Source organism: Candidatus Pelagibacter sp. HIMB1321 (genome assembly GCF_900177485.1).
Lineage (GTDB): Bacteria > Pseudomonadota > Alphaproteobacteria > Pelagibacterales > Pelagibacteraceae > Pelagibacter.
Genome location: NZ_LT840186.1, coordinates 328,339 through 341,189, shown reverse-complemented (window position 1 = coordinate 341,189; position 12,851 = coordinate 328,339). Strand labels below are relative to the sequence as shown.

The 12,851-nt window shown below is 28.0% G+C and carries 14 protein-coding genes; 7 read left to right on the top strand and 7 right to left on the bottom strand.

What is annotated here, in order from left to right:
• Position 1: 1 nt before the first annotated feature.
• Positions 2-604: an arylesterase gene (locus tag B9N70_RS01810; protein WP_085114106.1), complete on the bottom strand. Its 603-nt coding sequence runs from the start codon at positions 602-604 to the stop codon at positions 2-4.
• Between B9N70_RS01810 and B9N70_RS01805 the strand changes: the two genes are divergently transcribed.
• Positions 603-1,268, top strand: a complete 666-nt coding sequence (locus tag B9N70_RS01805; RefSeq protein ID WP_085115111.1) for an ABC transporter ATP-binding protein — start codon at positions 603-605, stop codon at positions 1,266-1,268. The genes B9N70_RS01810 and B9N70_RS01805 overlap by 2 nt on opposite strands.
• A complete protein-coding gene (locus B9N70_RS01800) occupies positions 1,252-3,789 on the top strand; it encodes an ABC transporter permease (protein WP_231909417.1) in 2,538 nt (845 codons plus the stop codon). The genes B9N70_RS01805 and B9N70_RS01800 overlap by 17 nt, the downstream gene beginning before the upstream one ends.
• Here the strand turns inward: B9N70_RS01800 and B9N70_RS01795 are convergent, their stop codons facing one another.
• Positions 3,790-4,206 (bottom strand): carbonic anhydrase, encoded by a 417-nt coding sequence (locus tag B9N70_RS01795; RefSeq protein ID WP_085114104.1) that lies wholly within the window; start codon positions 4,204-4,206, stop codon positions 3,790-3,792. It lies immediately after the preceding gene.
• Positions 4,207-4,251: 45 nt separating this feature from the next.
• Between B9N70_RS01795 and B9N70_RS01790 the strand changes: the two genes are divergently transcribed.
• Together B9N70_RS01790 and B9N70_RS01785 are read left to right on the top strand one after the other, a co-directional pair.
• Complete coding sequence (locus B9N70_RS01790) at positions 4,252-4,707, top strand: hypothetical protein (protein ID WP_085114103.1); 456 nt, start codon at positions 4,252-4,254, stop codon at positions 4,705-4,707.
• Positions 4,708-4,709: 2 nt separating this feature from the next.
• Entirely contained in the window at positions 4,710-5,084 is a 375-nt protein-coding gene (locus B9N70_RS01785; RefSeq protein ID WP_085115110.1) for a phosphate-starvation-inducible protein PsiE, read from the top strand.
• Here the strand turns inward: B9N70_RS01785 and B9N70_RS01780 are convergent.
• The 3 genes from B9N70_RS01780 to B9N70_RS01770 form a co-directional block, all read right to left on the bottom strand.
• The gene (locus B9N70_RS01780) at positions 5,074-5,823 is read right to left on the bottom strand and encodes a sulfite exporter TauE/SafE family protein (RefSeq protein ID WP_085114102.1); all 750 of its coding nucleotides are present in this window, start codon (positions 5,821-5,823) and stop codon (positions 5,074-5,076) included. The genes B9N70_RS01785 and B9N70_RS01780 overlap by 11 nt on opposite strands.
• On the bottom strand, positions 5,814-6,083 hold the full coding sequence (locus B9N70_RS01775) for a GNAT family N-acetyltransferase (protein WP_231909416.1): 270 nt from the start codon (positions 6,081-6,083) through the stop codon (positions 5,814-5,816). Before B9N70_RS01775 ends, B9N70_RS01780 begins: the two co-directional genes overlap by 10 nt.
• Before the next feature lie 201 nt (positions 6,084-6,284).
• The gene (locus tag B9N70_RS01770) at positions 6,285-7,712 is read right to left on the bottom strand and encodes a helix-turn-helix domain-containing protein (RefSeq protein ID WP_085114101.1); all 1,428 of its coding nucleotides are present in this window, start codon (positions 7,710-7,712) and stop codon (positions 6,285-6,287) included.
• 111 nt (positions 7,713-7,823) lie between these two features.
• Between B9N70_RS01770 and B9N70_RS07095 the strand changes: the two genes are divergently transcribed.
• From B9N70_RS07095 to B9N70_RS01760, 3 genes are all read left to right on the top strand, one after another.
• Positions 7,824-7,985, top strand: a complete 162-nt coding sequence (locus B9N70_RS07095; protein WP_172819943.1) for a hypothetical protein — start codon at positions 7,824-7,826, stop codon at positions 7,983-7,985.
• Positions 7,986-8,032: 47 nt separating this feature from the next.
• Positions 8,033-9,307 (top strand): isocitrate lyase, encoded by a 1,275-nt coding sequence (gene aceA, locus B9N70_RS01765; protein WP_085114100.1) that lies wholly within the window; start codon positions 8,033-8,035, stop codon positions 9,305-9,307.
• A gap of 98 nt (positions 9,308-9,405) precedes the next feature.
• Positions 9,406-10,545, top strand: a complete 1,140-nt coding sequence (locus tag B9N70_RS01760; protein ID WP_085114099.1) for a glycine cleavage T C-terminal barrel domain-containing protein — start codon at positions 9,406-9,408, stop codon at positions 10,543-10,545.
• 32 nt (positions 10,546-10,577) lie between these two features.
• Here B9N70_RS01760 and B9N70_RS01755 read toward each other — a convergent pair whose 3' ends face one another.
• Together B9N70_RS01755 and B9N70_RS01750 are read right to left on the bottom strand one after the other, a co-directional pair.
• Positions 10,578-12,077, bottom strand: coding sequence for an AMP-binding protein (locus B9N70_RS01755; RefSeq protein ID WP_172819942.1), 1,500 nt, complete (start codon positions 12,075-12,077; stop codon positions 10,578-10,580).
• A 6-nt stretch (positions 12,078-12,083) separates the two neighbouring features.
• Positions 12,084-12,842 carry an enoyl-CoA hydratase/isomerase family protein gene (locus B9N70_RS01750; protein WP_085114097.1) on the bottom strand — a complete coding sequence of 253 codons (759 nt, stop codon included), beginning with the start codon at positions 12,840-12,842 and terminating at the stop codon, positions 12,084-12,086.
• Between the last annotated feature and the right edge of the window lie 9 nt (positions 12,843-12,851).

Below are 12,851 nucleotides of genomic sequence, written 5' to 3'. Positions count from 1 at the left end.
TTTATCCTTTGATATATTTTTCTAAAGTTTTACTGATAATAATTGTACCTTCTTTATTTGGGTGCATACCATCACTTTGATTTAAATCAGGATTTAAAGCTACACCTTCAAGTAAAAAAGGAATTAAAGGAAGATTATATTTTTTTGACAGATTTTGATAAATCATATCAAATTTTTTTTTATATTCGATGCCATGTGAAGTTGGAGCCAACATTCCAGCTAAAATAATTTTAATATTTTTAGACTGAGCAATTTTAATTATCTTTTCTAAATTTTGCTCTGTTTCACTTGGAGGAATGCCTCTTAACATATCATTTGCTCCAAGACCTAAGATCATTAAATCAATATCTTTTTCAGATAAAGACCATTCTGCTCTATTTAATCCACCAGATGAAGTGCTTCCTGAAACACTACCATTAATTACTTTAATATTTTTACCTTGATCTTTTAATCTTTGCTCTAAAACAACTGATAAATGATGCTCATTAGGAAGACCATAACCAGCCATTAAGCTGTCACCAAATAAAACTATTTTTTCAATTGCAAATGCTTTTATGCTCAGTAGACAAATTGCAATTACTTTAATAAATAAAACTTTATTCATGAGCACTCTTCTTAAATTAAAAAAAGTAAATCTCAAATATCAAACTGACAAAGAGACTATAAAAGTTTTAAAGGATATAGATTTAACAACTAAAAAAAAGGACACAATTTCAATTGTTGGGGAAAGTGGTTCGGGTAAGACGAGTTTGATTATGTTAATTGGTGGTCTTGAAAAAGCCACATCAGGTAAAATCTTTTTTCAAGATCAAGAAATTACCAATTTATCAGAAGATGAAGTTTCGGAAATAAGAAGAAAACATATTGGGATTGTCTTTCAATCCTTTTATTTAATTCCAAATTATACAGCAGTTGAAAATGTAGCTCTTACATTAGAATTGAACAAACTTAAAAATCCAGAAAAACAAGCTAAAGAATTATTAGATCGATTTGGTCTTAAAAATAGATTTAATAATTTACCAAGTCAACTTTCTGGAGGTGAACAACAAAGAGTAGCTATTGCACGAGCCATTGCAATGAAGCCTGAATTAATTTTAGCTGATGAACCTACTGGAAATTTAGATACTGAAAACTCATTAATGATTTCAGATATTTTATTTAAATATGTAAAAGATGAAGGGTCCTCATTAATAATGGTAACCCATGATCCAAAGCTTGCTGATAAAGCAAAAAGAAAAATTAAAATCAAAGATGGAAAAATTAAATAGTATTTCAGATCTTGGGCTTATTATTAAATATGCTTTTAGGGATCTTGTTAGAAATTATAAAAAGATTTTTAGTATCATTTTAACTCTTTTTATTAGCCTCTTTATATTAAGTGCAATTTTAACGATAGAAGAGAGTTTAAAAAAAGAACTTAACGATAATGCTAGAGCATTATTAGGTGGAGATCTTGAGATTGATTACAATAGAGATAAAGGTAATTTAGAATTAGTTAATAAAGTAAAAGAATTTACAACAATCTCACAAATGATCGAGTTTAGTACTATGATCTCAACAAATCTAGATCAGGATAATCAATCATTATTTACCAGAATTAAAACCGTTGATAAACAATATCCTTTATATGGTGAAGTTGTTCATGAACCAGTGGGATCATTAAACAGAATTCACAATGAAAAAAATACAATTCTTGTTAATGAAAATATTTTCAAAACATTAAATCTTAAAATTGATGAACAAATTAAAGTTCAAGATCAATTATTTAAAGTAGTGGGTGTTATAAAATCAGTTCCTGATGTAAGTGGCTTTGTTGCATTTGGTGATTTTGCTTTAGCTGGCAAAGACACATTGGAAATTTTAAAATTAAATACAATGGGCAGTTTCTTAAACCATGAATACAAGGTTAAATTTGAAGATAAAGCTAATATTAACAACACTAGAAAAAAAATTCAGGAAATATTCGTTAATGACCAAAAGGTACAACTTCGTTATCCAGAAAATTCTGCAAGTGGTTTGAGGCGAGTAATTGAAAATTTTTCCCAATTTTTATCATTAGTTTCAATTAGCGCAATGCTGATTGCAGGAATTGGGATCGCTAACACTCTTTTATCATTTCTAAATCAAAGCAACATGTCGATAGCAGTTAAAAAAGCTCTTGGTTTTTTTTCACTTAATATAAAGACAATCTATTACTTTCAGCTATTAATTTTACTTACTTTTATAAGTATTGCTGCATATGGATTAAGCTTTTTATTGGTGCCTATAGCAGATACCTATTTATCAAAAGGACTTGGGTTAAATATCAAACCATTATTTTCTGTATTCAACTTTATAAAAATATTTTTAGTCGGCTTAATTGTTCTAATTATATTTTCAATTCCAACCATTAACGCAATTGATCAAGTGAAAGCTTCTAATTTATTTAGGAATGTTTTTCAAAATTTACAATTTTATTATTCAAAAAAATCAGTGATTGTTAGTTTATTATTTTTATCTGCTCTAATATTTTTATTTGTTTTTGGTTCATCAAGACCAATTTATAGTTTGATGTACTTTGTTGCTTTTTTTATATGCTTAATAGTATTTTTTCTTTTATCTAAAATTGTAGTTTTTTTTCTTAAAGGTTTAAAAAAAAGATCTAATATTTCATTAAAAGTTTCAGTTAAGAATATCACTCAAACAAAAAGCATTACACCTATAACAATAATGTCTCTTGGTCTTGGAGTGACCTTATTATTAACTTTGGCAATGGTTGGAACAAATTTTAAAAGAGAGATAGCAAAAACTATTCCTAACATCGCACCAGATTATTTTTTTATTGGCATTCAAAACACCGATGGGAAAATCTTTGAACAAAGCATTAAATCAATGGATGAAAAAGTAAATTTAGAAATTGTCCCTATTGTTTCATCTGGAATTGTAAAAATTAATGGAATAGATCCAAGAACTTATATTACTCCAGACAATGATAGTTATTGGGTTATTGGAAATGATCGAAGATCTTCATGGGCCGATGAAGTGCCTAGTGATAATCCAATAGTTGCGGGTAAGTGGTGGGACTTATCAAATCCAGAGAAATTACAAATTTCACTAGATGCAAAAGCTGCGAAAGATTTTAATGTAAAACTTGGTGATATTTTTACTCTTAATATATACGGGCGAGAAATAGATGGTGAGATTACCAGTTTAAGAGAAGTAGATTACAGAGATCTTTCAATAAATTTTGCAATGTTATTTAATCCTGATTTTGCAAATACTATTCCTCACGAATATCTTGCAACAGCAAAATTTAATGATCTTCAAAAATTTAAAGAAACAAAATTGTTAAATGATTTGCCTAGTTTATCGATTATTAAAATTTCAGATTATTTAAATAAAGTAACCGATATATTAAATAAAGTTTTTATTGCAGTAATTTTAATATCAGCAGTAACAATTATCATTGGTTTAATTGTGATTTCGAGTGCGATTATGGTTCAAGGTAAAGTTAAAGAATTTCAAAACTTAGTATTTAAGATTTTAGGGTTTTCAAAGAAAGAAATTGTATTTTCATCAATTATTGAATTTATATTAATATTTTTCTCAGTGATCTTAATTGCAGTACTGTTTGCAGTGATTGGCTCTTATTATGTAATAGAAAATATATTTGAACTTGTTTGGCAATTTGATCTACAAGTACTCCTAAGTTTAAGTTTGGGAATTGGTTTAGTAACTTTAATTCTGATAATGCTTACAAATTTGAAGTATTTAAGCCCTAAAGTATATCCTTTAATTAGAAATCAATAATTACTTAAATTTTTTAATAGAATTATTTAATGCCATCACATTAAATTCAACTTTTAACTTTGGAAATTTTTTTCTTAAATTTGATTTTAATTTCTTAAATGAAACTTTGTGAATATCTGTTTCAACTTTATTGTTAAATTTTTTTTTAGAATTTGCAATTTTAGCAGCACCACAATCTTGATGATTTATAACTATTAACTTTTCAATTTTATGTAATTGTATCGAAGCTGATAAATTATCAAAAAACACATTATGCCATTTTTTAAATTTAGTGTGTGTTACCCCTACTGCAGCACCTGCTATAGTAAAGGCACTGTATTTTCCAGTTAACTTTCTTTTTTTAAGAAAATTAAATATTTTAGGTTGAAACCTTGGATCCATACAAGAAAGAACCATTGCTTTAAATTTTTTGTTCATTAAATAAATGGTATCAATAAATTCAGTTTTTGGTAGAATCTATTTATGGATGGTTTAAAAAATTGGATGAAAGAGAGTGCGAATATTCTCTTTGATGATAGTAAAAACGATTTAAGAGCATTACCAAGGTCTGTTAGATTGCAAATTTTATTAGTTTTAAGCTTTATTTGGACAACTGTTTTTAGTCTTTACATCTTTTCATATACGACTTTTGCATTTGGTTGGGCTGGCCTTTATATAGCCCACGTTGGTTTAATATTTGCTGTTTACATGACTTTTAAACAGTTTCACCGGGCAGAACAAAGTTCTGCTAGTGTTTTTAAAACCAAAAACTTTGATCCTTTTAAAATAATGGCTATTTTTTTTGTAGTAGTTTTTATGTTTGTCTTTTCAAAAGGAATAGAGGTTTTAAATTCAACGAATTCATATGATATTAAATATGATGGTCCAGATAAATCGCCTGCAGAAAAATGGTTACCATTCACTAAGAAAAAGAATTGATTTTGAAAGATTTAATTAAAAATTTACAATCTGGCTTATTAATAATTATTTTAATTAGTACAGTCGTTGCTGTATTTTTAGAAATTTATAACATGTATCAATTAAAGACAGTTACTTTAGCAGATCTTCTATTAATGTTTCTATATTTGGAAGTAATGGCAATGGTAAGAGTATTTTGGGAACAGCAATCAATTAGTATTACATTACCTTTGTTAATAGCAATAACTGCTTTATCAAGATTTATCATTCTTCAAGGTAAAGAAATGAATCCATCTGCTCTAGTTTACGAGTCGACAGCTATATTATTAATTGCTATTGCAATAGTAGTAATGCGATTAAGACATAGTAAAAAATTTGGGTTAAAACCTAAAGACTAACAAAATCAAAAATCAATTTTGTGCTTGAAACAAGTATCAAAGCATAAAGAATATTATAAAAAATTTTTTCATCAATTATCTTAAGAAGTTTATAGCCTATAAGTATTCCTATAAAAGCTACTGGAAATAAAACTACTGACTGTTTAAATGTCACAAAATTTGTCATAGATAAATTTATATAAAGAGGAAGTTTTATTAGATTCATAAAAGTAAAAAATATTATTCTAGTTCCTACATAAATTTCTTTTTTTAATCTTAAAGGAAGTAAATAAATACTGAGAGGTGTTCCTCCAGCATGAACGCAAAAACTTGTAAAACCTGAAATTGTTGAACAAATTCCACCTTTAAGAAAATTTTTTTCTGATTTAGCTTCTTTGTCTTTTTTTAAGAAAAAATAATGACCTGCAAATAGAAAACCCATCAAACCAATTATAAGTTTTAATAATTCTTCGGAAAAATAAGAAAATGTTAAAGATCCAATCACCACTCCAATTGCAGCAAAAGGAACCATTAGTTTTAATGTGGATAGATCAAATTCTTTTCTATATTTATAAGTTGCAATAAAGTCAGAAAATATCAAAATTGGAAGAACAATTCCTAATGCCTCATTCAGTGACATCACTATTGTCATTAATGGAATTGAAATTAATGTCATGGATCCACCAAGACCAGATTTGGCTATTCCATATAAAATAATTGCAGGAATTACAGTTATAAAAAAAAGGAAATTTAATTCCATTTTTCAATAGATCTTAATAACTTTGATCCAAGTGGACTAATAGGTTCTTGTAAAACTAATTTTTTACCTGTCTTTTCTCTAACAAGTTTTAATAATTTTTTTGCAATACCTTGTTTTCTAAATATTGGATTTACGAAAATGTATTCCACTTCTCCTTTGTCATCAAAACGCACAAATCCTAGTGTTGTATTCTTATTTTTGAGAGTAAAAACACCATCTGTTTCAGATAATTGATACTGTATATTATTAATATTGATCATGGATAATTTGGATTTCTAGCCTGTAGTACTTAGATTTTAGAAATATAATAGTGTTAAAATAATAAGTAAAATAAAGCCTATAATTGACGCAAAGATATAGTTAATTCTAATTTTAAATCTTTCATAAATAAAATCGTTAATTTTTTCCCAAAATAAAACTATTAAAAAAACAAGAACTGCTGGAATAATAAATTTTATCATTTAATGATCAGTAACATAAATTGAAACACCTCTAGTGTTTATATCTACATCGAATTTTTTATGCAATGGTGGAAAAGCCCTTTGTGAACAATCTAGTCTGTCACATGTTCGACAAGAGACACCTATTGGTATTTCTGAAGACTTGCTATTCGTATCTATATTTTGAGTGTAAACAAAATCTTTAGCGTATTTAGCTTCACAACCTAAACCTATAGACAGAATACTTTTAGTTTTTCCAAATCTACCTATGCCTTTCTCTACTGTCCTTGCAATACAAACATATTTTTCACCATTAGTCATTTTACTGACAGCAACTTGCATTACCCCAGGTCTAGTAAAGGCAGAATAAACATTCCATCTTGGACAGGCACCACCATATCTTGGAATTTCAATACCTGATAAAGAAAATCTTTTAGAAATATTACCAGCCATATCAACTCTTAACATGTGAAATGGAATCCCAGGTAATTTTGGATCCTGTAAGCAAGTTACCCTATGTGCAACTTGTTCAAAAGATGTTGCAAAGGTATTTTGAAGTAACTCTAAATCATATTTTAGCTTTTTACACTCTGTATGAAAAGGTTTGTATGGCATTAGAATTGCCGCTCCACAATAATTAAGTAAAGCAACCTTTGTTAAATTTTTTGACTCATCTGATGGAAAAATAAATTTAGAGAGATAAAAATCAATTTCTTTCATTGCACCCATCTGAGCTATTTGGGCTGCAGCATGTAATTTTTTAGTTTCTAGTGAACTATAATCACTCAATAAAAGTTCTTTTTTTTGTTTATCATATATTTTTGAAAATGGTTTATTATCTTCAGGGATAATATCTTTTACAATTATTGAATACTCAGATTTAAGATAATCACATAAAGCAACATATCTAGTTCGATTATTTTTTTGCACTTTATCAAAAACTTTATTAGCGAACTCTTCTAATTTTGGAAAATAATTTTTTTGTTCTTGTAGAAAATCTGAAATTACTTCACCAGGAAAAGAGTTTTTTCTATTATCAACTATTTTACCAGATATCTTTTCAATTTTATTAATCAGTTCATGATCTTTCTTTTTTAAAATGTCTCCCAGTCTAACAATTGCTTTTCCAATTTTTGGATTAGTGCTAACTAGATCTTTTACCTCTGGTCCTAAAATATCTAAATCTTCAAATAATTTATCATCTAAAATTTCAGAGATAGTGTTTTCTAAATTTACATCAGATTTTGCATTTAAATGAGAAAGATCTATATTAAGTCTTTCACAAATCTTTAATAAAAGATCTCCATCAATTTTTCTTTTACCAGCTTCTATTAAATTTAAATAACTAGGTGAGATACTTAAATCCTCGGCTAACTTGTTAGCCTGCAATCCTAGTTGTCTTCTAAAAGCTTTGATTTTAGGTCCTATTTTTAAATTAAATTGACTCATATTTTCTATTTGTAAATTTTGTAAATTTAATTTTACAAAAAATTACTTTGTTTTACAAGCTTTTTAGAGAATTTTGTAGATTTAGTAAATTTTGTAAATTATAAGATTTACATGACAAAAAACAATAATAATAATGAAAATAAAGCTCAAATCATCAGTTTAGAAGATCATAAGCAATATAAAGAAAGAGGAATTTATATGAGAGATGATCATTGTGACTGGGGATCTAGTGGAATGAAAGAAATTGCTTCAGAAAACACTGAAAACAATTAATTCATCATCATAGCTTTATTTTAAAATTTACAGATAGGACATAATTAATGAGTGCTGAGAACATTTCATATGATTTAAAAAGATTTGCTGGAATTAAAAGAGACTACAAAGAAAATGAAGTTGAAAGGCTTAGAGGATCTTTAAAAATTGAATATTCTATTTGTAAGCAGCAATCACAGAAACTATGGAATTTATTGAATTCTGAGCCTTATATTAATACGCTTGGTTCTTTATCTGGAAACCATGCAGTTCAACATGCAAAAGCAGGATTAAAAGCTATCTACTTAAGTGGTTGGCAAGTAGCAGCAGATGCGAATAGTGCTGGGGAAATGTACCCTGATCAATCATTATATCCTTATGATAGTGCACCAAAATTAGTTGAGTCTATGAATAATGCGCTTATTAGAGCAGATCAAATTCAACATATGGAAATTCAAGATGGGGATATGAAAGAAGAAAATAAAGTTGACTATATGCTTCCAATTATTGCAGATGGTGAAGCAGGATTTGGTGGTCCATTGAATGTTTTTGAACTTGCTAAAAAATTTATAAAAGCAGGTGCTGCGGGTGTACACTTCGAAGATCAACTAGCTAGTGAGAAAAAATGTGGCCATATGGGTGGAAAAGTTTTAGTCCCTACTGGAACTATGATTAAAAATTTAAAAGCTGCGAGATTAGCAGCAGATATAGCTGATGTTCCACTTATAATTTTAGCAAGAACAGATGCGAATGCTGCAAAATTGATAACAAATGATTTTGATGAAAATGATAAACCTTTTTTAACTGGCGAAAGATCACCAGAAGGTTTTTACTATGTTAAACCAGGCATTGAACAAGCAATTTCAAGAGGTTTAGCTTATGCACCTTACTCTGATTTAATTTGGTGTGAAACAGCAACTCCAAACTTAGAAGAAGCTAAGAGATTTGCAGATGCAATACATGAAAAATTTCCTGGAAAATTGTTAGCTTACAATTGTTCACCGTCTTTTAATTGGAAAAAGCATTTATCAGATAGTGAGATAGCAACTTTTCAGCAAGAGATAAGTAAAATGGGTTATAAGTTCCAATTTATTACTCTTGCAGGGTTTCATACTCAAAACATTGCAATATTTGAACTTGCAGAAAAATATAAAACAGAGGGCATGACTGCTTACTCAAGAATTCAGCAGCAAGAATTTGCTAGAGAAAAAGACGGATACACGAGTGTTAAACATCAAAGAGAGGTTGGTACTTCTTATTTTGATGCTGTTTCCAATACTATAAGTGCTGGTAAAAGCTCAACAACAGCAATGGCTGGCTCAACGGAATCTGAACAATTCTAAATTTCCTCTTTAGATAATTTAAGATGACCCAATCCCTCTGGGTCATCTTAGAACTTTGAATTTCTTTGTAATTTATATCCCGTGTGTTAGGTATTTGTATGCCTAATAAAAACTTTGGATTTGGAACACAAATTAGAAAATCTCCATACTTCGATTCTACTGTTAAATGGGGTGCAACAGGTTTTTCTGTCTATAATCACATGTATATTCCAAGAGATTTTGGCAATCCTGAACAAAATTTTTGGAACTTAATAGAAAAAGCAATTCTTTGCGATGTGGCTGTTGAACGACAAGTCGAAATTACAGGACCTGATGCTTTTAAATTTACTCAACTCCTAACACCACGAGATCTTTCAAAACTTTCAGTTGGACAATGCAAATATGTATTGATTACTAACAATGACGGTGGAATTTTAAATGATCCTGTTCTTTTAAGATTAGCAGAAAATCATTTTTGGTTATCTTTAGCTGATAGTGATATTTTATTATGGGCTCAAGGCGTTGCTATTAATTCAGGTCTAGATGTAAAAATTACTGAGCCAGATGTTTCTCCATTACAATTACAAGGTCCAACCTCAGGTGAAATTATGGTTAAATTATTCGGTGATAGTATTAGAGATCTTAAATATTATTGGTTAAGAGAGTATAATTTAGATGGAATACCTTTAATAGTTTCAAGGACAGGTTGGTCAAGTGAGCTTGGTTATGAAATTTATTTAAGAGATGGATCAAGAGGAAATGAATTATATGAAAAAATAATGGAAGTGGGTAAAGAACATGGCCTTCAGCCAGGTCATACTTCAACTATTAGAAGAATTGAAGGAGGAATGCTTTCTTATCACGCTGATGCTGATATTCACACTAACCCTTTTGAGCTAGGATTTGATCGATTAGTTAATTTAGATATGGAAGCTAATTTTATTGGTAAAGAGGCTCTTAAAAAAATCAAACAAGATGGAATTAAAAGAAAACAAGTTGGTTTAGAATTAAATTGTGAACCGCTTCAAGGACCAAATACAACTTTTTGGATAATTAAAAAAGACAATCAACAAATTGGAAAAATTAGTTCTGCAGTTTATTCACCAAGACTTAAAAAAAATATCGCATTAGGAATGGTTGATATCGATCATTCTGAAATTGGTAATAAATTTGAAGTTATTGCTGATGACAAAAAATTTAATTGTACAATTGTTGAAAAACCTTTTTACGATCCTAAGAAAAAAATAGCTTCTTCATAATTCTTAGATTAGATTAATTTATCTAAAAAATTTTATTTTAATGAAATAAATTTTTTTTCAAAAAAATCATAAAATTTAATTTTATTTATCTCTATATTTTTTTTATCTATTCGAAATGTAGGGGTTCTTGGAAATTTTTTAATAACCCCCCAGTATCTTGGTTGATAATTTTTTGAAAATTTTTTAAAAAAATAATTTGCTATCGATCTAAGATTGATTGATCTTTTTGTTAATAGTAAAGCAATAATATCATCCTCTCCAATTTTACTTTTTGTTGCCATCACTGCACTTTCAGAAATATTGTTATTTTGATTTAGAGTTGTTTCTATTTCCCAAGCTGAAATATTTTCTCCTTTAACTCTCACAGCATCTTTTTTTCTACCCACGTAATATAAGTTCTTAAAATTATCAAATTTTCCAAGATCACCAGTACATAGAAAATTTTTATAAAACAGTCCTGAGGTTGCTTTTTTATCTTTAAAGTATCCATTGGTTAACAATCCTTTTTCTTTTGCTTTTATAATAATTTCTCCAATACCTTTTTTTTTATCTTTTAATTCAACATTAAACCAAGGCAGTACTTTTCCAATAGAGCCAATTTTTTTATTAAAATTTATAGTAGTAAAACTAGATGCTTCAGTCATTCCATAAACTTCCACTAAAGGAATGTTAAATCTTTCTTTAAATATTTTATAAGTTTCAATTCTAGCACCAGCACCAAATGCTAGTTTGACTTTATGTGCTTTATCAAACTTTGATATTGGTTGTTTAATTAAAATATCTAAAATGCCTCCAAGGTAATGAATTATTGTTATTCTATATTTAACGATCTGCTTCCAAAATTTCTTTGCAGAAAATTTTTTGATTAAGACGAGAATACTTTTTTTCATCAAGCATAAGATTAAAATTTCAATCCCTCCTATATGATGCAATGACTCCCAGAGTAAAAACCTATCTTTATTATTTGTTTTAGAGGCTATTCCTGTAGCTAAGGCAGATGTAGTAAGCATCTTATCATGAACTAAAACTCCTTTTGGAGGACCTGTTGTGCCTGATGTAAATAAAATAGTATTAACTTTACCTTTAAAAATAATATTTTTAAAAAAATCTTTTGTTTTATTTATTTTTAAGTTCTTTTTGATAATGAAAGTTTGCTTCTTATATTCTCTTGGAATATCATTTTTTTTTTCTTTCCTAATAAATATAAATCTAGGTTTTGTTATTGATAGTACATATTTAAGACCAACACCTTTTCTATCTTTTCCTAATGGAACCCAAGAAATACCTAGACATAATGTTGCTAAAAAAAAAAGTATTTGTTCATAGCTATTTTCAAGCATTGAAACAACTGTGTCTTTTTCATTAAGTTTTAATTTTGTAAGATAATTTTGGGTATTAAAAATATCCTGATAAAGTTTTTCTCTAGTTATTTTTTTATTTCCAATTTCAAATACAGTTTTTTTTTTGTCTTTTTTAATTAAATCACTTATTAGATTATATATTGTGATTTTAGGAATACTAACCTTGTTCACTTTTATTTATTTCTTCTTAAAAAAGCTTTTTGATCTTGATTGCGGCTCACCTGATATAAAAGATTTTTTATGATAGAGCATTGCTTTTTTAAATGTTTGATCAAAATCTCCACTAAACATTTCCCAAATTCTTTTTTTTGTGAGCTTCATTGCATTTGAAGGTTTGTTGGCTAATTCTTTTGCAATTTTAATTGAATTATTTAGTACACTTTTATGAGAAACCAAATAATTTATTGCACCAATTTTGTAAGCTTCAGTTCCACTAATAAGTCTGCCACTTAAAGAAAGCTCAATTGCTTTATTTAATCCTAAAATTTTCTCTATTATCCAAGGTCCAATTATACTAACTATACCTGAATTAATTTCAACCTGACCCATTTTTACTTTTGGATATGAAACTCTGATATCAGTAAGTAATGTTAATTGAAAACCTGAGCCAGCTGCTACACCATTTATGGCAGCAATAGTTGGGATTTCCAATGATCTAATTAATTTATATAAAGTTCTAAATTGATTAATCCAATTAAATACTATTTTTGAATTCTTAAAGTTTTTAATTTCTTTTAAATCTTGTCCAGAACAAAAAGCTTTAGTCCCATATCCAGTAAATATTAATGCCTTTATATTTTTATTTTTTTTAATTTTTTTTATTAAAGAAATTATTTGAGACCTCATTTCAAAATCCCAAGCATTTAATTTTTTAGGGTTGTTTAAAGTTATTATTGCAATGTTTTGATTTGTCCCAAAAACAACTTTTTTAGACATTAAAATTTA

What these genes read in the sequence shown, in the direction of transcription:
- B9N70_RS01800 (WP_231909417.1), top strand. Translation starts at nt 1,252, where the DNA reads ATGGAAAAATTAAATAGTATTTCAGATCTTGGGCTTATTATTAAATAT.
- B9N70_RS01775 (WP_231909416.1), bottom strand. Translation starts at nt 6,083, where the DNA reads ATGATCAATATTAATAATATACAGTATCAATTATCTGAAACAGATGGT.
- B9N70_RS01790 (WP_085114103.1), top strand. Translation starts at nt 4,252, where the DNA reads ATGGATGGTTTAAAAAATTGGATGAAAGAGAGTGCGAATATTCTCTTT.
- B9N70_RS01750 (WP_085114097.1), bottom strand. Translation starts at nt 12,842, where the DNA reads ATGTCTAAAAAAGTTGTTTTTGGGACAAATCAAAACATTGCAATAATA.
- B9N70_RS01795 (WP_085114104.1), bottom strand. Translation starts at nt 4,206, where the DNA reads ATGAACAAAAAATTTAAAGCAATGGTTCTTTCTTGTATGGATCCAAGG.
- B9N70_RS01760 (WP_085114099.1), top strand. Translation starts at nt 9,406, where the DNA reads ATGCCTAATAAAAACTTTGGATTTGGAACACAAATTAGAAAATCTCCA.
- B9N70_RS01780 (WP_085114102.1), bottom strand. Translation starts at nt 5,823, where the DNA reads ATGGAATTAAATTTCCTTTTTTTTATAACTGTAATTCCTGCAATTATT.
- B9N70_RS01805 (WP_085115111.1), top strand. Translation starts at nt 603, where the DNA reads ATGAGCACTCTTCTTAAATTAAAAAAAGTAAATCTCAAATATCAAACT.
- aceA (WP_085114100.1), top strand. Translation starts at nt 8,033, where the DNA reads ATGAGTGCTGAGAACATTTCATATGATTTAAAAAGATTTGCTGGAATT.
- B9N70_RS07095 (WP_172819943.1), top strand. Translation starts at nt 7,824, where the DNA reads ATGACAAAAAACAATAATAATAATGAAAATAAAGCTCAAATCATCAGT.
- B9N70_RS01770 (WP_085114101.1), bottom strand. Translation starts at nt 7,712, where the DNA reads ATGAGTCAATTTAATTTAAAAATAGGACCTAAAATCAAAGCTTTTAGA.
- B9N70_RS01810 (WP_085114106.1), bottom strand. Translation starts at nt 604, where the DNA reads ATGAATAAAGTTTTATTTATTAAAGTAATTGCAATTTGTCTACTGAGC.